Below are 23,232 nucleotides of genomic sequence, written 5' to 3'. Positions count from 1 at the left end.
ACCTTTTAACTCATTAAATTCCATTGATATAACAAGTTTTTAATCTTCCTGTAATGTAAACACCTAATGATGAAATTCGATGATTTCATTCATTAGTCTTAAAAATCGATTAGCTTTTCTGACATTTTTATTCACTGAATTCATCAATGTTTTTTTATCCCGAATGTGAATAATCAAAGAATCGATACAGATAATCCAAAACTAATTTCAATCAGGATTAAACGCATGCCAGCATATAAAGCCCCTTTACACGACATTCGCTTCCTTATGAATGAAGTGCTTGACTACCCTGCGCACTACCAGAATTTGTCGAATGGTGAATATGCCGATGCCGACACGGTAGATATGATCTTAGAAGGCGCTGCAGATTTCTGTGAAAATGTACTGTCGCCGTTGAATCAAAGCGGTGATGAAGAAGGCTGTCATTTTGAAAATGGCGAAGTAAAAACACCGAAAGGCTTTAAAGAAGCTTACGACCAGTTCGTACAAGGTGGCTGGCAAGGTCTGTCTTATCCTGAAGAATTTGGTGGCCAAAACCTGCCAATGTCTTTAAACCTGATCAAATCGGAAATGATGGGGACTGCAAACTGGTCATTCCAGATGTATCCGGGTTTAAGTGTGGGTTGTATCAACACTATCATGCAATATGGTACCGATGAGCAGAAAAACACGTATCTGCCTCACTTAGTTGCAGGAACTTGGGCGGGCACCATGTGTCTGACTGAGCCGCAATGTGGTACTGACTTGGGTCAAGTTAAGACCAAAGCAGAGCCGAAAGAAGATGGCAGCTATGCCATTTCAGGCACCAAAATCTTTATTTCCGCAGGTGAGCACGACCTGACTGAAAATATCGTACATATCGTACTGGCACGCCTTCCGGATGCACCGCAAGGTACCAAAGGGATTTCTCTGTTTATCGTACCGAAATTTATTGCTGCTGCAGATGGCGGGATCGGCGAGCGTAATCCAGTGAACTGCGGTTCGATTGAACACAAAATGGGGATTCGCGCTTCAGCAACGGCTGTACTGAATTTTGACAATGCGACTGGCTACCTGATTGGCGAACCGAATAAAGGCTTGCACGCTATGTTCACCTTTATGAACACGGCGCGTATTGGTACTGCGATTCAGGGTATTTGTCATGCTGAATTGTCATTCCAGGGTGCTTTACCGTATGCCAAAGAGCGTATGTCAATGCGCGCCCTGTCTGGCAAAAAAGATCCGGAAAAAGTAGCGGATGCGATCATTCACCATGCTGATGTCCGCCGTATGCTATTGACGCAAAAAGCCATTGCTGAAGGTGGCCGTGCCATGATTTATCATGCAGCAAAAATTGCCGACAACATGAATGATGCTTTGCTGCGTGGCGATACTGCAGCATTTGAACAGCATGATGACCATCTTGGGTTCTATACTCCAATCCTGAAAGGCTTCCTGACCGAAATGGGTTATGAGGCATCAAATCACGGTATGCAAGTCTTCGGTGGACACGGCTATATCAAAGAATGGGGCATGGAACAGATCGTACGTGACTCACGTATTTCTACCTTGTATGAAGGCACAACAGGCGTTCAGGCACTGGATCTGATTGGTCGTAAAGTGCTGTTGACCTCGAAAGGCAAAGTGATTCGTGATTACACTGCTGAAATCCTGAAATTCTGCGGTCAGCATGCACGTAATAAATATATGCGCCGCTTTGCCTGGGATTTAACCAAGCTCTGTGCACAGTGGAATGCACTAACTGTGCGTATCATGCTGGCTGCACGTAAGGACCGCGACATCGTTTCTTCTGCATCAGTCGATTTCCTGATGTTCTCCGGTTATGTGATGATGGCGTACTTCTGGGCACAACAAGCCGCAGTCGCTTCAGCCAAACTGGCTTCTGGCGATGGTGCGGAAGTACCAGAGTTCTATAAAGCAAAAATCAAAACTGCTGATTTCTACTTTGAACGTATCCTGCCACGTACCCAAGGTCATGCAGAAGCGATGGTGAATCCGTCTAAAACCATGACGGCACTCGCGCCAGAACACTTTAGCTTCGATTACTAACCAGAACACTTTAGCTTCGATTACTAAGCTGTAAATTGACTTGAAAAGGGCGCTTCGGCGCTCTTTTTATTGATGTAGATGCCCTTCTTCAACTTAAAAAACCTTTCTGGATAGAAAATATACAAATTTAATTTTATATTTTTCAACATCCTAATAAATTAGCCAAATAAAACGCTTGTATATCTCAAAATAAGCGGTATGATAATCCCAACTAGAAAAATTCTTGTTTTGGTTAGTCTTCTTTTAAGTATCGCAGTTTTAGTCATAAACCTTCGTATTACAGATCAAAAAGCTCCATCCTTTTTATTTTTCAAAGTTACAGTTAGTCATCTGAAATTTTGGCTATAAATTCATACGATTCAATAGGTTATATTATGTCTAATACAGTTAACGGTACAGTAAAATGGTTCAACGAAACTAAAGGTTTCGGTTTCATTCAACAAGAATCAGGTCCAGACGTTTTTGCTCATTTCAGCGAAATCACTGGTTCAGGTTTCAAAACTTTAGTTGAAGGTCAAAAGGTTTCTTTCAGCGTAGCTCAAGGTCAAAAAGGCCCTACAGCTGTAAATATCGTTGCTCTATAATTTAGACGCAAGATATTAAAAAAAAGCACTCTTAGAGTGCTTTTTTTGTGCCTGTAATTTCTTTCATTCAGCGCTAGTTTTTAAAGATTATTGGGTTGATCTAAAAACCGGTGTGCTCTATGCCAGGCTAAAAATACCGGATCAGGTGCAAAACGTTTTGGTACGTCGATTCGTTTACCGTGATAGGGTTTTAAATAGGCGTATAAACTCGCATCTTGCTTGGCTTGATTCGCAAGACACACTTTAAGCCCTTTATCTAGCGTGATAAATCCTTGATCAAAAGCTTGATCCAATAAAGAAGATAAACAAATTCCATTACGCGGATTTTTTCTATGTACCTGATTTTCAGACCAAGGTACGATATGAGAAGCCACTAAAAAGGCTTTGGTCTTAATACCAGAGATCGCACATTGATATTGATAATTAAGTTTAACTTGTAAAGCAAATTGCTGGTGTGGCGAACCGCGAACTTTTACATTGGCATATTGATCTTCAACACTATAATCGAGGATTTCTTGACGTAAATGCGTATCTAACAAAGCATCCTGTTTTTCGCCTATTCCTGCTAATTTAAGTAATCGCCAAAAATCATCTGCCGTGATCTCATTCATGCTATATTGTTGAAAAAAATGTTCCCAAGTATTTCCGCGTGGTTTAAAAGTCCATTGAAAATCTTCCAAATCGGACTGCAGAATAGGATCTATAAAACGTATACCATCGATCACTTTCGCAAAGACCGGTTTGGTTCGGCGTTTTTGATGATTTTGAGGAATGGCAGTACAGTAGGTGCAATAATCTTGGCTATACGGCCTGCACCATAAAGATAGAATTGATTTTTAATTTCAGAGGCTTTTTGCGGTCGTCGATATAAAAAGAAATCCCCTTCCCTGACTCGATTATATTTAGACTGATCCCAATGATATTCTTTAAAGTCCCGATCTTTATAAACCAGATGATCACTTTTACTATCAAAAATAAAGAATCGGGTATTAGTTAAATCCAGCTGTTGAAAATCCCATAATGTATCCACCTGCCCACCCTCTAGAAATTATAATATTCATTTAATTTAATCTTTGAATATTCTCAGAAAACTTCTCTCTAAGAAAGCGTCAATCAGAATTTAGGCATTTTATTTAAGGCAATAAAAAAACCCAATAGAATCCTATTAGGGTTTCTTTTAGAACAATGGGGAAATTAAATAATTAAAGAAATTCTTCCAGTACCGAATTTAAAAAGATATGCCCCTGCTCGGTACATGAAAGCCGATCTTGATCATCGACCATTAATTTTCTATCACGTAAAGAACTCAGTAACTCATCTAAAGTATCTAGACTCAAACCGGTACGTTCAGCATAGAGTTTGGCTTCCACACCCTGATTTAAACGTAAGGCATTCATCATAAATTCAAAAGACAGGTCGGCATCTTCAATGCGCTTAAACTGCACATGTTCTGCAGGTACTTTGGCTAAGTAGTCCTTAGGTAGACGGGTTTTCTGGAACCGATACACGCCATCCGGCTGAGTGACTTTGCCATGTGCTCCGGCGCCAATTGCCAGATAATCACCAAACTGCCAGTAATTCAGATTATGCGCTGAAGGCAGTTCTTTACGCCAAGCCGAAACTTCATAGTTGACAAAACCCTGGGCTTTTAAATAAAGCTCACCCTGCTCCTGAATATCTTCCAATACTTCATCGACAGGCAAAATCGGTTGAGTCCGGAAAAATACCGTATTGGGTTCAATCGTCAACTGATACCAGGAAATATGCGTAGCACCCTGTTCTACCGCCAGTTTTAAATCATGTAAAGCCTGTTCTAAAGTCTGTTCCGGTAAACCATGCATCAAGTCGACGTTAATGCGCTGAAAGCCAGCTTCACGTGCCAGCCCAATGGCAGAAATCGCATCTTCATTGCTGTGAATCCGTCCCAAACGCTTGAGATGCTCGGTATTAAAACTCTGCACCCCAATTGACAAACGATTAATGCCGGCCTGCAAATAACCGGCAAACGGATCATGTTCGACCGTACCGGGATTGGCTTCCAGCGTAATCTCACAGCCTTCGGCAAAGGGAATAACGGCTTTGAGCTGATCAAATAACCATTGATAGCCTGGGGCAGAAATCAGTGACGGCGTCCCCCCACCAATAAAGACACTGTGAATCTGCCGGCCTTGGGCAAAATCGACCTGAGTTTTAAAGTCTTCCACCAGTGCTCGTAAATATTCCTGTTCCAATTCCAGTGATAGCTGACCATCCGGAACCGCATGCGAATTGAAGTCACAATAAGGACATTTGCGCACACACCAAGGCATATGAATATATAAGGACAAAGGGACAGCAGCAGGATTCAATTCAGCCAAAGAACTACTCAAAAACGATTACAAGATATAGCCGAATTTTAACATGACTAGGCGGCAACACTGCTAAAATTAAATTTGATCGTGTGATATGTCTAAAAATTTAAATAGAATTAGTCAGTTAAAATTATGAAAATATCTTCTCAACTTATTATTTTACTTCCTTTGGTTTTTGCAATCGGTGTTTTATTGACACTCCAGACTGCAATTAATATACAACTGAAAGAATATTTATATTCTCCTATTCAAGCTGCATTTTTTTCCTTTTTGATTGGTACAATAGTGCTCGCCGTAATCGTACTTTTTCAGTCCAATCCCAAACCCGGTTTACAGGAATTGATGAGTGTTCCCTGGTATTTATGGCTAGGGGGAATCGTGGGTGTATACGCGATTAGTATGAGCATTTATGCAGCACCCAAACTTGGCTTTCTGGTTCTTAGCGGTCTCATTATTTTTGGTCAGATGGTGATGTCGATGCTGGTCGATCATCTGGGGTTATTGGGTAATGAAAAAATGCCGGTTAACTGGCAACGTCTTTTAGGCGGCGTGGTAATTTTTATTGGTGTGCTTCTCACTTTACAACGCTAAACCTTCTATTTAAGCACATGATCACGATGAGTAATTTTTGTGTCGAATGTTTCACCAGTCACAACCTTTGGTTTTGAATTAAAAAAACTGTTTCATCTGATGTTACCCATTCTGGTGACCCAATTTTCTCAGGCTGGTCTGGGTCTGATTGATACCATTATGGCCGGTCACCTGTCTGCTACCGATCTTGCCGCGATTGCCGTCGGAGTAGGACTCTGGATTCCGGTGATGCTGCTGTTTAGTGGCATTATGATTGCCACGACGCCTTTGGTTGCTGAGGCCAATGGCGCACGCACACCTGAAAAAATTGCCACCATTGCACGTCAATCGCTTTGGGTTGCCCTGATTCTTGGGGTAATTGCCGGCTTGATTTTGCAACTCTTGCCGGCCACTTTGCCACTTTTAGGTGTACCGGAAAGCTTACAACCTAAAGCCGGTTTATTTCTGCATGCGATTGGTTTTGGTATGCCAGCGGTAACCATGTATGCGGCCTTACGCGGCTATTCTGAAGCGATTGGAAATCCGCGTCCGGTGACCGTGATTAGTTTATTGGCGCTGGTCTTGCTAGTTCCGCTGAACTATATCTTTATGTATGGTATTGGCCCTGTTCCGGCCCTAGGCAGTGCAGGCTGTGGGTTTGCCACGGCGATTTTACAGTGGCTAATGGTCATCACCCTCGCGTTGTATATCTTTAAAAATAAGGCCTATCAACGTACCCAGCCTTTTACCCATTGGGAAAAAATCAACCCGGAATGGATGAAGCGCATCTTACAGCTTGGCTTTCCAATCGGATTGGCAATTTTTTTTGAGGTCAGTATTTTCAGTACTGCTGCAATTGTGCTGAGTCCTTTGGGTGAGACCATTGTCGCTGCCCATCAGATTGCTATTTCTGTCACTTCACAACTGTTCATGATTCCCATGTCACTGGCGATTGCCCTGACCATTCGGGTTGGCACCTACTATGGTGAACAGAACTGGCAAGCCATGCGTAAAGTACAATATCTCGGCCTGATTACTGCCACTATTCTGGCGATCCTGACCATGATTCTGCTTTGGGTTTTCCGCAATGAAATCGTAGCACTCTACACCTCAGATCTGATCGTGACCCAAATTGCGGTGTATCTGATTCTGTTTGCCATTGCCTATCAGCTGATGGATGCCTGGCAGATCAGTGCGGCAGGTTGTCTGCGCGGCATGCAGGATACCAAGGGGCCAATGTGGATTACCATGCTGGCTTACTGGGTCATCGCCTTCCCGGTCGGGGTGTATTTGTCCCGCTTTACCGACATGGGCGCCGCCGGTGTCTGGGTTGGCCTGATTGTAGGCCTCAGCGTAGCTTGTATACTTTTATTGGGCCGTTTATATGGCAATAATAAACGCTTAAGTCTAAACAACTAAACACTTTTATTTGATTAATTTAAGCTAGAAAATGCGCTGAGATTAAAGATCCAGCGCATTTTTTAATCCTTGTGGAATCTCAGATTCATCCACTACATCTTTAATCACCACCTGCCCCACAATTACATCCGTACCATTAAAAGTCATGGTGGGTGAACCATATAGCTCATAACCTTCATTTAAGGCACGGGTCACCCGCGCACAAAAATGTACATCATCTTTCCCGGTAAAATATCGATAGACTTTCATTGAATTTTCTTCATTACTATACTCTGTTTATTCTAAGCTTTTAGCTATAAAACAACATTCAGAATTAGTACTCGGTCTTATCTAAAACGATGACGGATTCCGGCATATTCTTATAGTTTAAACGCAAGCAATAAAGATAAATCTTTTAACAAATCAAAGATGATGCATTAAACATGGAGAAGCTGAAGGAAATCACAACACAACCTCTACAATTAAATCTAGGCAATTGAACCGTTGTCACCTATGATCAAATACATCCATTCATAGTTGGTTTCAAGGAATCTCGCATGGCAAAAACGGCTAGCACACCCGGTCGTCGCTTTATGAAACTTGCCGGAATGACCGCAAGTATTGCAGGTAAAACCCTCTCCAATTCCATTAAAAATTTAACTGCCGATGACGAGCAGAAAAACACTGCGCGCAGTAAATTATTTCAGGATATTGGTGTGCAGATTGCGGATACCTTGGGGGAAATGAAAGGCGCAGTCATGAAAGTTGGCCAGATCGCCTCTCAATATAAAGATGTTTTCCCGCCCGAAGTCGCTAAAGCCATTGCCAAGTTACAGCGTCAGGCGCCACCGATGCCGTTTAAAGAAATTCAGGCACAAGTGGAAAAAGAATTGGGTAAACCTTTACAGCAACTTTTCCAGCAGTTTGATGAGCAGCCATTTGCCGCGGCCTCGATTGGTCAGGTGCATAAAGCCACCCTACCGAATGGCCAGCAAGTTGTGGTCAAAGTACAATATCCTGGTGTGGATGAAGCCTGCGAAAGCGACCTGAAACAAGTTCGTCTGGCACTGCGCATGATGGGCGTCTTAAAGATTGACCGTAAACTTCAAGATCAATTATTTAAAGAAATTCAGCACAGTCTGGACAATGAGCTGAACTATGAAATTGAAGCCCAGAATCTGGAAATCGCCCGTGCCTTCCATGAGCCTCTGGACAATAAAATTGTGATTCCGAAAGTGTTTCATGAGTATTCATCGCGACATATTTTGACCTTAAGCCAAGAGCTTGGTGAAAGTATCGAAACTGCCAGCACTTGGCCACTCGAAACCCGAAATGCTTTAGGCCGCCGCCTCTTCCGCGCCATTGGTCAGGAAATTTTTTATCTGAAACGCTTTCACTGTGACCCGCATCCAGGCAACTTTGCATTTCGTGAAGATGGCTCTGTGATTGTTTATGACTATGGTGGCGTCAAAACCTTATCGACTGAAGTGATTGGACATTTTAGGGAACTGATCCATGCTGCACGCGAGAAGAATATTCCCGTGATCGAGCAACAGCTGGATGCGCTGCATTCCTTGACTGAAACTGGAAAATTCCCGAAAGAATTATATGAACAGTGGCTGGAAGTGCTCATGCGTCCTCTGGTCACTGACTATGATTTTGCCGAAAACTCAGCGCATCATGATGGGATGGAGTTGCTGAAACCTTCGTTGAAATATTGGGATGTATTTAAGCCCTCTCCTGATACCTTGATGGTGAATCGCACAATTTCAGGACAATACTGGAACCTGATTCATCTCAAAGTACATGATGATTTAAGTGATGTATTTGAAGAACTGGTACCGAGTCGAAGCTAAGTTGAGACGATAGGCTTACACGCTGTAACCCTAGATTACTTGAAATATCAAATGTTACATTATAACATTTAATCAAGAATCATGAGGAAGTTAGATATGCGTTCAGATATCCATCCCGAGTATCGTGAAGTGTTATTCCATGATACCAATGCCGATGCCTATTTCGTGATTGGCAGCACGATGAACTCGAGCCAAACTAAAGAATATCAAGGTAAAACATATCCTTATGTAACACTAGATATTTCGAGTGCATCACATCCTTTCTATACGGGTGAGCAACGTCAGACCAGCAATGAAGGACGTGTGGCAAGCTTTAACAAACGTTTTGGCCGCTTTAAACGGGGCTAAAACCGAAAACCCTCAGTTATCTTAAGATTTAAATCGTGGTTTATGTCAGGAAATGACCTCCAATTTCCTGACTTTTTTATGCGCTTATTTTAACTCTGTGCCAATACGATTGAAGTTAAATAAAAGCCCAGCGCCAGAACAATAATGCCGACAATTAAGCTGGATAATGCATATAACAGCGCTAGGCCCATAGCACCTTGCTTGAATAACAAAAAGCTTTCCAGACCGAAACTGGAAAATGTGGTAAAACCACCGAGAATTCCCACCATTAAAAACAGACGAGCTTCTTGTTGGAGTACTGGATACTTTTGGCTACAGGCAAAAAAAATCCCGGCACATAAACAGCCCAGAATATTGATCCACCAGGTGGGCCAAGGAAATTGCATTTGTGGTTTGAACAGCCAAAGTCCGGCTGCATAACGCAGACTGGCACCGATTGCCCCACCCATTGCCACCCAAAGCCAGCCCATATTTTTTTCCTGTTCTATTTATTGATCAAGTTTATTTTATCCAAAGTTTCATATTCATCATGGATAATTTTCACTGTTATCTTGAACCGAAAATCAATGAAATACCATGGAACTTCGCAAGAAAATTGCTATATTTATTGCATCCAATTTTCATGAATGGCACAGGAAAAACAGCATGGCACAGGATTTATTGGCCCAGTTGGCAGCAGGCGAAGCAAAATTTGCAGATGTGATTACTTATATCGAATCGCGTTATACGCATACACCGACTGCATTTAAAAATGGCCAGCAGAATAATGCGGCCACAGAAAACCAGGGCAGCGCCAAAGTCTTTTCTTTTGCACAATTAAATGGTCTGGATCAGGCACAGACCTTAAGCCTGTTTGCTGAGCATTATGCTTCTGTACTGGCGACGCCAGAGGCGACTGATCATCAGAATATCCGCCAGTTTATGCTCAATGGCTGGGATGGAATTGCCTTTGAAGGTCAGGCTTTAACTGCGAAGTAAGTACTAGGCAGATAAAAAACCGCTCAAAGGAGCGGTTTTTTATCTGCAACTCAGAAGCGTGCATGAAGTATGTTTTAGCTTTTACCGACTTTTTCGATCCATTTAATGGAACTGACGCGGAAGACCTCACAAGCACCATCACCCGTATCGGTCGGAGTTAAAGACGATTTCCAGACCAGATCTTTGTCACGCACTTCAACCAGTTCCCCTTGCATACGCACCAGATCGCCACGCTTTACCTTTTTAATTGCCTTAGCAATTTCAGGGTTAGCGGGAATGATATGCATATTGGACACCATCTGCTTGGCTTGTTCTACCGGCACTGGCACCCGATCCATTTTCCAGTTCAAATAGCGGTCATATTGATTGACCGTGATATGTCGAGCAATTTCAGGTTCGGCAAACAGCCCCCAACTGACAGCATAATCAATCGGAGAGAATTTGGCTTGCGGGTCAGAACTATAAACCTTGGAACCCAGAATACGGAAATCACCTTTAAAGGGCTGCAAGACCGAAATTGACTGGCCTTTAACGACAGGAGGCAAACCTTTGGCAATATTGTGGTCGACCGAGCTATAGCCCGAAATAGGCAGCAACAGGCTGGCCAGCAAAGCATAATGTTTAAAGTATTTGAGCATAATTTTTAATCTAATCCTAATCAAGTTGATCAAACGTTTTAAGGATATCTTCCTTGATCTTACGGATTTTTTAATGAATAAACAGTTGAACTTGGTAACAAACTGCACGTATTTAGTCAGCTCGATATATGCCTGTCATTTTATTTTTCAGTTAAGCTAGAACGTATTTCCATCAAATTAAAATAACTCAAATGCTGTATAAACTTTATCAACAACATATCTTTCCGCATCTGCTGAATCAAGTGATGCAAACGCCATCCTTGATGGACTTGCGTCGTGAACTACTTTTGGATATTTCCGGTGAAGTACTGGAAATTGGTTTTGGTACCGGCCTGAATCTGCCTTTTTATCAATCGGTTGATAAGGTCTATGCACTAGAACCAAACCCGACGATCTTCAAACTGGCAGAATCACGAATTCAACAGGCCGCTTTTCAGGTCGAACATATTCAGGCCAGTGCAGAAGCTTTACCTTTTGCCGAAAATAGTCTGGAAAATATTGTATCTACCTGGACGCTTTGTAGTATTGCAGAGCTGGAACAGAGCCTGCAGGAAATTTATCGTGTGCTACAACCGGGTGGGACTTTACATGTGGTCGAACATGTTCTGAATCGACAAAATTTAAATATTCAGCGTCTACAACATTTACTCACTCCCATTCAAAAGAAAGTCGCAGATGGCTGTCATCTGAATCGGGATATTGAGACCGCCTTGCTGGAAACCGGTTTTGAAATAGAAACTTTAAATTATGTAGATGCGGAAGGTATACCCAAGATTGGCCAACGTATGTTGTTAGCACGTGTTCGTAAACTAGGAAGCTAATTTACGACCATCTTATATTTAGTGTGGCTGAAGGTGGGTTACTTGCAGCAACTGACAATGAGCACGATATTCAGAGCCCGTCCCGACCCGGAATTCTTGTCCAGTCGTGCCTGAATGAACTGTCACCAGATCACCAGTGAGCGTGATTTTCTGCCCCGATTTTAGCCGGCGAATCTGATCGGCAATTTTTTCAGTGGCAGCAATCAGACTAAAATACTGTACATGCGTATTGACGAAGTCACGCTCCGCTTTATTGGTTTGTCCTTCGAGCTGATAGCAGCGTTTTGCTTCATCAAACTCCAGTTTTGCCTGTATAGCGGGCAGCGGTTGAGTCAGCAACAGCACATCAATATTACTCAGATAGGCCAGATCATTAAAATGCCCCACCACAGGGCTGGCCTGATGCAGCACCCGACGATCAGGTTTTACGAAACGGTGATCATGCACAATATAAGTCGCGGAAATGCGCTTAACGGGTTCTACTTTAAAGTTTTTAAGTACGCCTTTTTCTTGCAGATGCGGAATGGCACGAAAAAACTCATTCCAGACCCAAAGTCCAAGCATAAACAGCAGCGCAGTGATCAGTAATTTTTGCATAATTTTTTATTCTTCACTGGATTTTGGTCAATCCTGAAAATCAATCCGAATGGTTTCAAAACGTACCCGCCCTTCCTGAACCGCACGGGCAATGGCTTGCTGGCCTTTGGTCAGACGTGCTCCGCCACTTTTAATGTCAATCAAGACCACTTCAATATCTTCAGCGTCGCCTTCGCCATCACGAAAATCGGTATAGCCATCAAAGACTATATAATCCACCGGATCGCCCAGAAACTTGGCATCACTCGGCAGATATTGAAATTCCGGCATGATCGGCGCGAGCTGTTCCGCCATTTTTCCTTTGAGGACTGCACGGCTGGTATTCACGCTGCGTTTTTGCGCGGCAATGAGGGACTGCTGATGCTCCAGTTCCAGCTCGGCAATATACTGCTCATATTCGGCTTTGATCCGTCCATTACGCGTCTGACTTAAAATAATAGTGGTTAATACCACCCCGATACATGCGCCAATCAGCATGGCCATCCATATGGACATTCAATCTTCCTAATTTGCCTGATTTTTATAGTATCGCATTCGACTGAAGTTGAGGACTTCGGCCATTTGCATACTTGAAAAGAATGATATGCTAGGCCGGAACAGAATAAAATCACCTTGAGTCATGAAAACAATTTTAGTTGCGAATCAGAAAGGCGGTTGTGGTAAAACCATGACAGCCATTAGTTTAGCGTCAGCACTCGCACAAAAAGGTTATAAGGTAGCATTGGCCGATGCCGACAACCAGAAATCAACATTGCAATGGCTCAAGCATCGTCCGGCACAGGCAGCACAGATCCAGAGTCTGGACTGGCGCAACAGTAAGTCCATTGGTGATGCACCGAAGCAGATCGAATATCTGATTATTGATGCACCAGGTGCTTTGACCGATGATCATGCCGAACAGCTGATCAGTGAAGCACATGCGATTATTATCCCAATCCAGCCTTCATTTTTTGATATCGATTCGACCCGCCGTTTTCTCAAACATTTGCAGGACATCAAACGCATCCGTAAGGGCAAGGTTGAAATTTTACTTTTGGCCAATCGCACCAAAGCAAATGCAGCCAGCAATCAGGACATACAGCAGTTTTTTGACAAGATCGACCAGCAGCCAGTGGCCTGGATTTCGGAACGTGCCCCTTATAGCCGACTGGCTATGGAAGGCCTTTCAGTCTTTGATAAACCTCAGAAAATCTACCGGGAACTGCAGGCTCAATGGCAACCGGTACTGAATGCCATTATTGATGATCCGAGTCAGTGGTTTTGAGTCAATCCTCTGAATCGTGGTATAGCTTTGGGAAAATAATCTCGCTACTTGGCTAGCTATCATTTTCGATCGCTTTTTTTTCAGTTAATATGCCTGAACACGACCTAAAAAATGAGTCATTAAATTCAGTGCAACAGTACGCGCCTACATTACAAAAAGTCTTATTATTTGGATTGTTCTTTATCCTGATTTTTTTGAGTTTTCATATACTCAAGTATTTCATCATTCCTGTAGTTTGGGCAGCCATTATTGCCTATATGACTTGGCCCTTGTATCAATCGGTGTTACGCCTATGCGGCAATCGACCGACATTAAGTGCAACCGTAATGATCTTGGCCGTGATTCTGGTCTTTGGTCTGCCGTTTATTTTCGCCATTTTCATGCTGCAGCACGAAGGTCGTAACCTGTATTTTGAATTGCAGCGACAGGTCTTTTCCGGTCACCTGAATGTCCCTGATTTTATTCGCGGGCTTCCGATTGTCGGCAAGGAAATTACCCGAACCTTAAATGAAATTAACACTGATCCGCAGAGTATTGCACTGTCGGTATCGACCTGGATTCAAGGCCATCTGAATTACGGCAAAGTGGTGTTGAATGAAGTTAGTAAAAACATCTTTAAATTATGTTTTGCGATACTTTCGCTGTTTTTCTTCTACCGTGATGGTCAGACCATTTTAAATCAGGTGCGTAAAGCCTTTGAAATGGTGGTCGGTCCACGTGTACATCATTATTTTTCCACCATTTCTGCGACTACACGTGCCGTAGTATATGGCGTCGGTTTGACCGCAATTGCACAATCCTTATTGGCTGGTCTGAGCTATTTTGTTGCAGGTGTGCCGAATCCGATGGTTTTAACCATTGTGACCTTTATTTTTGCCCTGATTCCCTTTGGCCCACCTCTCGCCTATAGTGCGGTGGCGCTATGGCTGTTTTCACAAGGACAAACCATTGAAGCCATTGGGGTCATGGTCTGGGGCGTCTGTATTGTCAGTACTGCCGATAACGTCATTCGCCCATTGGTGATTTCTGGCGCAACCCAGATTCCTTTCCTGCTGATCATGTTTGGAGTCTTGGGTGGTATTGCCAGTTTTGGTCTGGTCGGGGTGTTTATTGGCCCGGTGATTCTGGCTGTATTGCTTGCAATCTGGCGTGAATGGTTACATGAAAGTAATCTGAATGAACCTTTAATGATGCCTAAAGCCACTATGGCACATGAGATTGATCCGGAAACACAAGACACACCGCCCAAGGCACCTTAAAGCATAGATAGAATCGACTTAAACAAAACAAAACATTTAAGTACTGATTCTATATAGAGCTTCTGATCTTGCTCTGTTTAAATGAATCCACAAAACAGAATAAAGATCAGGATGCCAAAATCATGTCTTCATTGTTTAAAATTACGACACTTTGCGCGTTAAGCGCCGCACTTTTTACCGGTTGTGCATCAACCTCCCCATCAAATGAAGTGGTCAGAGCAGTGACTGTGAATGCTGTAACTGCTCAAGGTGTGGGCCAAGAGATTGGGACCGTATTACTCAGTGACAGCCCAGCCGGTCTGGTTATTCGTACCAACCTGAAACAACTTCCTGCGGGTGAACGCGGTTTCCATATTCATGAAAATGGTTCATGCGCGCCTGCCATGAAAGACGGCAAGATGGGCGCAGCACTGGCTGCAGGTAGCCATTACAATCCAAATCAGGCACCGCATCACGGTACGCCAGTGACCGGTCACTTAGGTGATTTACCCGCATTGAAAGTCAATACTGACGGAACTGCACGTGTGACCCTGCTTGCGCCACGTCTGAAATTGGCTGATGTTCAGGGTCGTGCGATTATGGTTCATGCCGGTGGCGATAACTATTCCGACAACCCATTACCCTTGGGCGGCGGCGGTGAACGTATTGCCTGTGGGGTGATCTAAACACCTTCATGCCAATGACTAAATAGAAAAAACGGGCACTATGCTCGTTTTTTTCATGGATTTTTCTTTTATTTTGGCGTCTAAATTGCATTCAGAACTTTGCGTTTTTACTTTCCGGATCCTGTCCTTGTGAATGCTGCCCGACCTGCGACTGCTACTTTTGTTAAAATTATAAAACCTGTCCTGCTGCCCTTTCAGTCCAGTGCGCTGATGACTTATTGCCTGCAGATCCTGCTGGTGTTTTTAGGTACCACTTTCGGTCTGAAATTTCTGGGTTATGACTTCTTGATCGTTCCAGTAACGTTAGGGGCAATTGCCACGGCACTGACTGATTTTGATGACCGGCTAAGCCTGCGTTTGCGCAACCTGTTACTCGTCCTCATTCTGTTTTTTAGTGTCAGCAGCATTCTGGAATTTCTTGCTCCGCATAAATTCTGGTTTGCACTGTGGCTATCACTGTCGAGTGCGCTATTTATTCTAATGGGTGCCTTAGGCCAACGTTATGCCACAATTTCATTTGGCACCATTTTACTGTCAATCTATACCATGTTCGGCCTGGGCGAATATCAGCACTGGTATGAACAGCCACTTTATTTTGTCATTGGGGCGCTATGGTACGGCCTGACGTCTATTCTGTTTTTTCTGCTGCGTCCTACTTTGCAGGTTCAGGAAAATCTCGCACAAAGCTTGCAGCACATGTCGGATTTACTGCTAAGTAAAGCCAAACTGTTTGATCCGGACCAGCATCCGAATGTTGAAAACCTGCTCTATGAGTTGTCACTTAAAAATACTTTAGTCATTCAGAGTTTTAACCGCAGCAAAGATTCGCTATTGACCCGACTCAAAGCTTCGCGTGCCAATCGTAATACCATTTACTGGCTGAATCTGTATTTTTTGATGCAGGATATTCATGAACAGGCCACCGCGAATTATCTGCATTATGAACAGATCGAACAGCATTTTAGCCGCACTGACCTGATTTTCCGGATTCAGAAAAATATCCGTCTGCAAGCCCTTGCCTGTCAGCATTTGGCAGAATGTGTACTGCGCAATGAGAAATTTTACCTGTCTACAGATGATGAACTGGCATTAAAACATTTACAGGAGTCGATGCAGGACTGGATTGCTCAACACCCACAAAATATTGAAGTTAAAAATTTACAGCTTATTTTGGCCAATCTGCTGAGTGTATATGAGCAGTTACAACACCTGCATGATCAACAGGCGCTGTATAAGCCACGCTATCAGCAGCATTTTGATGACCTGAGTCTGTTTGATGATGATATTCGCGATAGCACAGATCTCTGGCTGAAACTCAAACCGCACTTAAGTCCACAATCGGCACTCTTTCGGCATGCGGTGCGGATTGCCATTGTATTTCTAGTCGGCTATGCCATTTCATTATTACCCTTTGCGAAAAATGGCTACTGGATTTTACTGACCAGCCTGTTTGTCTGTCAGATCAGTTATTTTGCCACCAAAAGCCGGCTCAAATTGCGGACCCTGGGAACATTATTAGGGGTCATGCTGGGTGTCCCCATTCTGTATTTTGTGCCAAGTGTCGAAGGACAATTGCTGCTGACAGTGATTTTTGGTGTCGGTTTTTTCTATCTGCGTTCCAAAAAATATGCCATGGCAACCCTCATGGCGACCTTGATGGTACTCCTGATCTTCAACCTGAAAGGTGCCGGTTACGCCATTATCTTACCGCGTATCATTGATACCCTCATAGGCTGTCTGATTGCCTGGATGGCAGTAAGCTGGATCTGGCCTGACTGGAATTTTCGTAATATTTCCAGCAATATCAAAAAATCATCACATGCAACACTGAACTATTTTTCTGCAGTGGTCGAGCAATATCGAAACGGTAAAGATAACAGTATTGCTTACCGGACTGCACGGCGTCTGGCCCACAATGCACAGATTGATTTATCCAGCATGATTTCAAGTCTGAGTACCGAACCGAATCCAGATCCGCAACTGGTCAAAAGTGCCTTTCGCTATCTGGTCTATAGTCATAGCCAGCTCAGTTATATTGCAGCATTGGGGAGTCACCGTGAGCAGGTTACTGATACACAAATTCTGGATTTAATGCACTGGTGCCAGCAAACCTTAACTGGGGTATTGCTGCAACAACAGCCTTTAGATACCTACGACATCGATCATAAACTGGCAGAAATTCAACGCTTAAGTACCCAGGAAAACCAGTCAGCACATCTGCTTTTGGTGTTGAAACAGATCAGTTTATTGTTGGAAACCTTACCGGAATTACTAAAATTACGTCATGAATTATTAGATGCCGAGATTAAATAACCAACTGCCTTACTTGGTTATAACTTATTAAAAATATTGAATATATCTTTATTATTAAGATTCAATATTCAGGTGATATTCGGTACACTCAGAACTAATTCGGTTAAATCAATATGTATTATGAACATCAAAACTTTGCGTCTGGTCGGTTTGCTTGAAGGGATTTCATTCCTGCTGCTGTTATTTATCGCGATGCCAGTGAAATATATGATGGATAATCCGATTCTGGTGAAATATGTCGGCATGGGTCATGGGGTACTGTTTGTGCTGTTTCTGGTGGTGTTATTCGCAGTATGTGAAAAACAGAAATGGTCTCTCAGCATGTTTGTGATGGGTTTAATCGCTTCGATTCTGCCTTTCGGTCCATTCCTGTTTGATATGAAATTGAAGAAGCTGGAACAGCCCGCTGAAGCTTAATTGTAGAATCCTAATATAATTAGATCAGTCAAAAGAAAATTTTCTCTCCCTTTGGGAGAGAGTTAGAGAGAGGGAACTTATTAAATACTTAACCTCACCCTAGCCCTCTCCTAAAAGGAGAGGGAAATTCAATACTGAACATATGATTTCAATAATTTATAAGTTCCCTCGATAAGGAATCAAAACTCCCCACGCTCCTGTCTTTCCAGCATTAACTGTTTGAGCTGCATGCGCGGCAAAGTAAACCAGAGTGCAATCAGAATCAAAGAGGCAGCACAGTAGGCCCAGATATCGTAGGCTTCATACGCCATCCTTACTGCTTCAATCACCACAAAAAAGCTGAGCATCAGGATAATAGAAACCGTCGCAGCCACCGTGCCTTTGGACACTTCAGAAGACATTAATGCAAAACGATACAGCACCGAAAAACTCACACCCTCACCCAGACTGATACAAGTGGTGCCGATAATCAGACAATGAATAAAATATTCTGGAATCAATAAGCCCATCATCAATAAACCGGTACCCAGCAACATCAGTGGCAGACCCAATAATACGGTTTTGCCCAGCGGTATTTTATCGATAATTTTTAGCAGAATCAGATTACCTGCAATCAGGCCGCCCAAGACCGGAAACTGCGCCAGACCATATTGCACGCTACTGAATCCAAATTGCTCGACCAGAATCACGGGTGACAGGGCAATCCATAACATCAAGGGCAGACTCACCAAAGGCAAGGCTACAGTCATGATCACAAAGCGTTTATTTTTTAAAACCTGTTTAAAGTCATCCAGAATATAGCTGACCGGCTGTCTGGGAATACTGACTTTCAGGTTTGGCATTTTGGCTTTCAGGCCGAACCAGCTCAGAAATGACAGAAATGCGATACCGATAAAGCCCCAATGCCAAGAGATATGATCAATCATAAAGGCACCCAGCACTGGTCCTAGCAAAGGTGCCAGCAAAGACACATTGGCCATCAGTGCCATGACTTTGATGGCATCACGTTCTTCAAAGCTTTCCTGAATGGCGGCATAACCAACGGCGGTAATAAAGGACAGGCCAAAGCCCTGTAAAAAGCGCAGGAATAAGAAACTTTCGATATTGGGTGTTAATAAAATAGCCAGACAGCTAATCGTGAAAAACGCCACACCACCCAGCAGTACCATTTTACGTCCAAGACGATCGGACAAAGGTCCCAGAATCGCTGCGACAAATGCCCCACCCAACAGGAAAAAGGACATGGAGGATGGCGCCCACGAACTACTCACACCAAAATCACGGGTAATCGCCAGCATGGCCGGTTGAATCAGGTCATTACATATATAGACTGAGAATTCAAACAGGACCAGTGCCAGCGGGAACATAAGTGTGGCACGGGTCAGTTTTTGGGTGTGGATATTTTGCATGGGAGTTTTTATTGTCAGTCTGCCCGTTTTAACAGACTGAACTTTGTCTAAAATAGAAAGAAATAATTTTAGCAGATGAGATATTCAAACGCTCTGAATAAATATAACTGATCGTAGAGATAATCTTCCAAATAAAAAAGCGCATCCTCTAGATACGCTTTTAACCAAAATCTGTCTAAAGATCAAACACTATTATGGACAGACTGCTTTCTGGAAAGTCTTGGTATTTGAACCTCGTGCACAACGATACAACTTCTCGGTATTTTCCAGCATCCAGCTGTTATCTTCCCGTTTAAAATAATAAATGGTCTGTACTGAACGTACCGAATCATCCATTAACCCAGTTTCAGTGACTTTGACCTGTCCAATCGTGGGCGACTCTACCTTGTCAAAGAACTGGCGCAACTCAACTGTTGCCAGTTCCTTACGCAAGTCCGGTCTTAATTGTAAAACCTGTTCCAAAGGCGTATCCGAAGATGACTGTACCTTTGCAATGACCTGTTGAGCAGTTGCACAGCCTGAACCCAATATACCAAAAGCGAGAGTTGCGACTGCCAATATCCGGAACATATTATTTAACCCTTTATCGTCATTCTTATTCCAACCCATCATGCCGAACTTCTTAGTACAAAACCATTTAGACTCTGTAACTGCCTTTACACAGCAATAAAAAAACGCACCTTTCGATGCGCTTTTTTCAATTCCGACCGATTAAAGATCGAAGAGTTTACCCGGGTTCATGATGCCCTTTGGATCAAACACTTTTTTCAGGGCTTTCATATATTCAATTTCTTCCGCCGAACGCGAATATTCAAGATATGGCTTCTTGGTCATGCCCACACCATGTTCCGCAGAAATTGAACCGTCATATTTTTTCACAGTATCAAAAACATACTTGTTCACGACCTGACATTTGGCAAAGAATTCATCTTTAGACAAATCCGCAGGTTTTAAGATGTTTAAGTGCAAATTACCGTCACCAATATGACCAAACCAGCAGATTTCAAAGTCTGGGTAATTCGTCGATACAATTGCATCAATTTCTTTAATGAACGCTGGAACATGCGTAATTAGAACTGAGATGTCATTTTTATATGGAATAAACGGCGCGATAGATTCAGAAATGTCTTCACGCAAACGCCATAAGCTTTCTACCTGATCCAGGCTTTGGCTCATTACGCCGTCCAGTACCCAACCTTGTTCCATGCAATGCTCGAAGATTTCCATCGCCTTGTCCATAATCGGCTCAAACGGCGCTTCAAACTCAAGCAATACATAGAATGGGCATTCAGTTTCAAATGGACGCTGCACATGACCATGGGCCAAGACTTTTTGCATTGCGAGTTCACCAAAAAACTCAAATGCGGTTAAATCAATTTTCGCCTGGAAAGCATGCAATAACGGCATGATCGCATCAAAGTCAGGCACACCCAGTACCATTACTTGCAGGTCTTGCGGTTGACGTTCAAGCTTGATTTCCGCTTCAGTCACCAGACCCAGCGTGCCTTCACCACCAATAAATAAATGCTGAATTGCATAACCAGTAGCATTCTTGATCATGCCCTTGTTCAGACGCAATACATCGCCCTTACCCGTCACAACGGTCAGGCCAAGTACCCAGTTACGGGTCATGCCGTATTTAATCACTTTGATGCCGCCAGCATTGGTGCCGATGTTACCGCCAATTTGCGATGAACCTGCCGAAGCAAAGTCAACTGGGTAATACATGCCCTGCTCTTCAGCATAGTTCTGTAACTGTTCAGTCACCACACCTGCCTGTACGCGCACCATACGATCTGCCGGGAAAAACTCCAGAATCTGGTTCATCTTGTCCATGCTGACCACGATCTCGCCATTGGCTGCGACTGCACCTGCAGAAAGACCGGTACGACCACCCGATGGAGTCACTGCAACATTAAATTGGTTTGCCAATTTTACGATGTCTTGAACTTGCTCAGTTGACGACGGAAAAACGACGACTGACGGGTTTGGATCAAAGTGCTTCGTATGATCGCGACCCCAATTCTGGAGGCTGTCCGTATCGGTTTTAATACGGTTTTCACCCACAATTGCAGTCAATTGGGTCAATAACTCAGGGGTTAAAGCGACTGGAGCATTCATCGTTTGCAGACCTAGCATGATTTAAACAAGAGAGACTTCGCTGGTTCATTTGCACATTTTTTATGCATAAAAACATGGATACAAATCAGGCGAAACATGGTTATTAAAGCACCGGATCACGCTGCTTTAAAAGCATGGCGCAATATTATAAGCTATTTTTTGGTGTTTCCCGCGAAAAATGACAATTTTGATAATATACCTTTGAAAATGCAGATTTAAATCAAACACCATGATCATTATTATCAATATATCTTGCCAGAATAGCTGATGTGAGCGTCATTAAGGAAATGTATAAGTGCGCTTTTCCTGTGCTATTATACCGCGACTAAATTTGGCCTTTGTAGCGGAGCCGTAATGAGCCAACATCTATCTCTACCTAAAGATAAAATCCGTTTCTTGTTGTTAGAAGGCGTTCACCAGAATGCCATCGACACTCTAAATGCTGCTGGATATACCAACATCGATTATCGTAAGACTGCGCTTGAGGGTGAAGCGTTGAAAGAAGCGATTAAAGATGCTCACTTCATCGGTATTCGTTCCCGTACTCAATTGACTGAAGAAGTCTTTGAAGCTGCGAACAAACTGATTGCTGTCGGTTGTTTCTGTATTGGTACCAACCAGGTGAACCTGGACGCTGCAATGCGTCGCGGTATTCCAGTCTTTAACGCACCTTACTCAAATACGCGTTCAGTCGCTGAACTTGTACTTGCTGAAGCAATTCTTCTCCTTCGCCGTGTACCTGAAAAATCAGCAGATACACACACAGGCGGCTGGAACAAATCTGCAGTTGGTTCGTTCGAAACACGTGGTAAAACTTTAGGTATCGTAGGTTACGGTTCAATTGGTTCACAACTTTCTGTACTTGCTGAAAGCATGGGTATGAAAGTGATCTATTTCGATACAGTGACTAAATTGCCTTTAGGTAATGCACGTCAAGTCGGTAGCTTGGGCGAACTTTTGGCAAATGCCGATGTGGTTTCTCTACACGTTCCTGATGTTCCGTCTACACGTAACTTCATGACCAAAGATCAGTTCGCGCAAATGAAAGAAGGTTCAATCTTCATCAACGCGGCACGTGGTACCTGTGTCGTGATCGAAGACCTGGCAGATGCGATCAAATCTGGTCACATTGCTGGTGCTGCGGTAGATGTATTCCCGAAAGAGCCTAAAGCAAACGGTGAAGAATTTGTTTCTCCACTGCGTAACCTGCCAAACGTAATTCTGACTCCACACGTAGGCGGTTCTACGATGGAAGCGCAAGCGAACATCGGTCTGGAAGTAGCTGAGAAATTCGTGGCTTATTCTGACAAGGGTATGACGCTTTCTGCAGTGAACTTCCCAGAAATCGCATTGCCGTTGACTGAAGGCAAACACCGTTTACTGCACATCCACCAAAATATTCCGGGCGTGTTGTCTAAAATCAACAACCTGTTTGCTGAACAAGGCATCAACATCTCTGGCCAGTCACTGATGACTAAAGGCGATGTCGGTTACCTGGTGATGGATGTCGATGCTGCTGCATCTCATGAAGCACTTGATATGCTTTCGAATGTTGAAGGTACAATCCGCGCACGCGTATTGTTCTAATTCAATA

The 23,232-nt window shown here is 43.3% G+C and carries 25 protein-coding genes; 14 read left to right on the top strand and 11 right to left on the bottom strand.

The genetic code is table 11. From position 1 onward, the window contains the following. The first annotated feature begins 225 nt into the window (after positions 1-225). Both ACP7AK_RS07940 and ACP7AK_RS07935 read left to right on the top strand, forming a co-directional pair. Positions 226-2,049: an acyl-CoA dehydrogenase C-terminal domain-containing protein gene (locus tag ACP7AK_RS07940; protein WP_004281541.1), complete on the top strand. Its 1,824-nt coding sequence runs from the start codon at positions 226-228 to the stop codon at positions 2,047-2,049. A 374-nt stretch (positions 2,050-2,423) separates the two neighbouring features. Then, positions 2,424-2,633 (top strand): cold-shock protein, encoded by a 210-nt coding sequence (locus ACP7AK_RS07935; protein WP_004281542.1) that lies wholly within the window; start codon positions 2,424-2,426, stop codon positions 2,631-2,633. An 80-nt stretch (positions 2,634-2,713) separates the two neighbouring features. Here ACP7AK_RS07935 and ACP7AK_RS07930 read toward each other — a convergent pair whose 3' ends face one another. From ACP7AK_RS07930 to hemW, 3 genes are all read right to left on the bottom strand, one after another. Continuing rightward, positions 2,714-3,313: an HNH endonuclease gene (locus ACP7AK_RS07930; protein ID WP_425879455.1), complete on the bottom strand. Its 600-nt coding sequence runs from the start codon at positions 3,311-3,313 to the stop codon at positions 2,714-2,716. A gap of 41 nt (positions 3,314-3,354) precedes the next feature. Then, positions 3,355-3,663: a hypothetical protein gene (locus ACP7AK_RS07925; protein WP_425879453.1), complete on the bottom strand. Its 309-nt coding sequence runs from the start codon at positions 3,661-3,663 to the stop codon at positions 3,355-3,357. 172 nt (positions 3,664-3,835) lie between these two features. Beyond that, entirely contained in the window at positions 3,836-4,990 is a 1,155-nt protein-coding gene (gene hemW / locus ACP7AK_RS07920) for a radical SAM family heme chaperone HemW (RefSeq protein ID WP_425879451.1), read from the bottom strand. A 126-nt stretch (positions 4,991-5,116) separates the two neighbouring features. Between hemW and ACP7AK_RS07915 the strand changes: the two genes are divergently transcribed. Both ACP7AK_RS07915 and ACP7AK_RS07910 read left to right on the top strand, forming a co-directional pair. Then, positions 5,117-5,575, top strand: a complete 459-nt coding sequence (locus ACP7AK_RS07915) for a DMT family transporter (protein ID WP_425879449.1) — start codon at positions 5,117-5,119, stop codon at positions 5,573-5,575. 39 nt (positions 5,576-5,614) lie between these two features. Beyond that, positions 5,615-6,973, top strand: coding sequence for an MATE family efflux transporter (locus ACP7AK_RS07910; protein WP_085064902.1), 1,359 nt, complete (start codon positions 5,615-5,617; stop codon positions 6,971-6,973). 42 nt (positions 6,974-7,015) lie between these two features. On the opposite strand, the gene ACP7AK_RS07905 is transcribed toward ACP7AK_RS07910, so the two are convergent. After that, a complete protein-coding gene (locus ACP7AK_RS07905) occupies positions 7,016-7,222 on the bottom strand; it encodes a DUF1737 domain-containing protein (protein ID WP_004281552.1) in 207 nt (68 codons plus the stop codon). A 287-nt stretch (positions 7,223-7,509) separates the two neighbouring features. On the opposite strand from ACP7AK_RS07905, the gene ACP7AK_RS07900 reads away from it, so the two are divergent. Both ACP7AK_RS07900 and ACP7AK_RS07895 read left to right on the top strand, forming a co-directional pair. Next, positions 7,510-8,808, top strand: coding sequence for an ABC1 kinase family protein (locus tag ACP7AK_RS07900; protein ID WP_005248249.1), 1,299 nt, complete (start codon positions 7,510-7,512; stop codon positions 8,806-8,808). 96 nt (positions 8,809-8,904) lie between these two features. Then, positions 8,905-9,156, top strand: a complete 252-nt coding sequence (locus tag ACP7AK_RS07895; protein ID WP_004732342.1) for a type B 50S ribosomal protein L31 — start codon at positions 8,905-8,907, stop codon at positions 9,154-9,156. An 89-nt stretch (positions 9,157-9,245) separates the two neighbouring features. On the opposite strand, the gene crcB is transcribed toward ACP7AK_RS07895, so the two are convergent. After that, a complete protein-coding gene (gene crcB, locus ACP7AK_RS07890; RefSeq protein ID WP_005101255.1) occupies positions 9,246-9,626 on the bottom strand; it encodes a fluoride efflux transporter CrcB in 381 nt (126 codons plus the stop codon). A gap of 175 nt (positions 9,627-9,801) precedes the next feature. On the opposite strand from crcB, the gene ACP7AK_RS07885 reads away from it, so the two are divergent. Continuing rightward, a complete protein-coding gene (locus ACP7AK_RS07885) occupies positions 9,802-10,134 on the top strand; it encodes a HopJ type III effector protein (protein WP_005101257.1) in 333 nt (110 codons plus the stop codon). Between the two features lie 74 nt (positions 10,135-10,208). On the opposite strand, the gene ACP7AK_RS07880 is transcribed toward ACP7AK_RS07885, so the two are convergent. Beyond that, positions 10,209-10,772 carry a hypothetical protein gene (locus ACP7AK_RS07880; RefSeq protein WP_005101258.1) on the bottom strand — a complete coding sequence of 188 codons (564 nt, stop codon included), beginning with the start codon at positions 10,770-10,772 and terminating at the stop codon, positions 10,209-10,211. A gap of 191 nt (positions 10,773-10,963) precedes the next feature. Here ACP7AK_RS07880 and ACP7AK_RS07875 point away from each other — a divergent pair, with 191 nt between their 5' ends. Next, positions 10,964-11,593 carry a class I SAM-dependent methyltransferase gene (locus ACP7AK_RS07875; RefSeq protein ID WP_004732352.1) on the top strand — a complete coding sequence of 210 codons (630 nt, stop codon included), beginning with the start codon at positions 10,964-10,966 and terminating at the stop codon, positions 11,591-11,593. 18 nt (positions 11,594-11,611) lie between these two features. On the opposite strand, the gene ACP7AK_RS07870 is transcribed toward ACP7AK_RS07875, so the two are convergent. Both ACP7AK_RS07870 and ACP7AK_RS07865 read right to left on the bottom strand, forming a co-directional pair. Next, on the bottom strand, positions 11,612-12,190 hold the full coding sequence (locus ACP7AK_RS07870; RefSeq protein WP_004732353.1) for a hypothetical protein: 579 nt from the start codon (positions 12,188-12,190) through the stop codon (positions 11,612-11,614). 27 nt (positions 12,191-12,217) lie between these two features. Beyond that, entirely contained in the window at positions 12,218-12,685 is a 468-nt protein-coding gene (locus ACP7AK_RS07865; RefSeq protein WP_425879444.1) for a Holliday junction resolvase-like protein, read from the bottom strand. 124 nt (positions 12,686-12,809) lie between these two features. On the opposite strand from ACP7AK_RS07865, the gene ACP7AK_RS07860 reads away from it, so the two are divergent. From ACP7AK_RS07860 to ACP7AK_RS07840, 5 genes are all read left to right on the top strand, one after another. After that, positions 12,810-13,454, top strand: a complete 645-nt coding sequence (locus tag ACP7AK_RS07860; RefSeq protein WP_004281566.1) for a ParA family protein — start codon at positions 12,810-12,812, stop codon at positions 13,452-13,454. Between the two features lie 128 nt (positions 13,455-13,582). Further along, a complete protein-coding gene (locus tag ACP7AK_RS07855; protein ID WP_224216247.1) occupies positions 13,583-14,713 on the top strand; it encodes an AI-2E family transporter in 1,131 nt (376 codons plus the stop codon). Between the two features lie 122 nt (positions 14,714-14,835). Further along, positions 14,836-15,378 (top strand): superoxide dismutase family protein, encoded by a 543-nt coding sequence (gene sodC, locus ACP7AK_RS07850; RefSeq protein WP_004732359.1) that lies wholly within the window; start codon positions 14,836-14,838, stop codon positions 15,376-15,378. Between the two features lie 129 nt (positions 15,379-15,507). After that, positions 15,508-17,691 carry a YccS family putative transporter gene (yccS, locus tag ACP7AK_RS07845; protein ID WP_425879441.1) on the top strand — a complete coding sequence of 728 codons (2,184 nt, stop codon included), beginning with the start codon at positions 15,508-15,510 and terminating at the stop codon, positions 17,689-17,691. Positions 17,692-17,811: 120 nt separating this feature from the next. Beyond that, the gene (locus ACP7AK_RS07840) at positions 17,812-18,108 is read left to right on the top strand and encodes a DUF3817 domain-containing protein (protein ID WP_004645001.1); all 297 of its coding nucleotides are present in this window, start codon (positions 17,812-17,814) and stop codon (positions 18,106-18,108) included. A gap of 179 nt (positions 18,109-18,287) precedes the next feature. On the opposite strand, the gene ACP7AK_RS07835 is transcribed toward ACP7AK_RS07840, so the two are convergent. From ACP7AK_RS07835 to ACP7AK_RS07825, 3 genes are all read right to left on the bottom strand, one after another. Further along, positions 18,288-19,517, bottom strand: a complete 1,230-nt coding sequence (locus tag ACP7AK_RS07835) for an MFS transporter (protein WP_004281575.1) — start codon at positions 19,515-19,517, stop codon at positions 18,288-18,290. Between the two features lie 192 nt (positions 19,518-19,709). Continuing rightward, the gene (locus ACP7AK_RS07830; RefSeq protein WP_004281576.1) at positions 19,710-20,087 is read right to left on the bottom strand and encodes a hypothetical protein; all 378 of its coding nucleotides are present in this window, start codon (positions 20,085-20,087) and stop codon (positions 19,710-19,712) included. Positions 20,088-20,228: 141 nt separating this feature from the next. After that, on the bottom strand, positions 20,229-21,638 hold the full coding sequence (locus tag ACP7AK_RS07825) for an FAD-binding oxidoreductase (RefSeq protein ID WP_425879438.1): 1,410 nt from the start codon (positions 21,636-21,638) through the stop codon (positions 20,229-20,231). A gap of 354 nt (positions 21,639-21,992) precedes the next feature. On the opposite strand from ACP7AK_RS07825, the gene serA reads away from it, so the two are divergent. Continuing rightward, positions 21,993-23,225, top strand: coding sequence for a phosphoglycerate dehydrogenase (serA, locus tag ACP7AK_RS07820; RefSeq protein ID WP_005108551.1), 1,233 nt, complete (start codon positions 21,993-21,995; stop codon positions 23,223-23,225). The last annotated feature ends 7 nt before the right edge of the window (positions 23,226-23,232 follow it).

This window comes from Acinetobacter sp. TWP2-2-3, assembly GCF_049896445.1.
GTDB lineage: Bacteria > Pseudomonadota > Gammaproteobacteria > Pseudomonadales > Moraxellaceae > Acinetobacter.
Note: the sequence above shows the minus strand (reverse complement) of the source record. Positions and strands in the feature narration are given on the sequence as shown.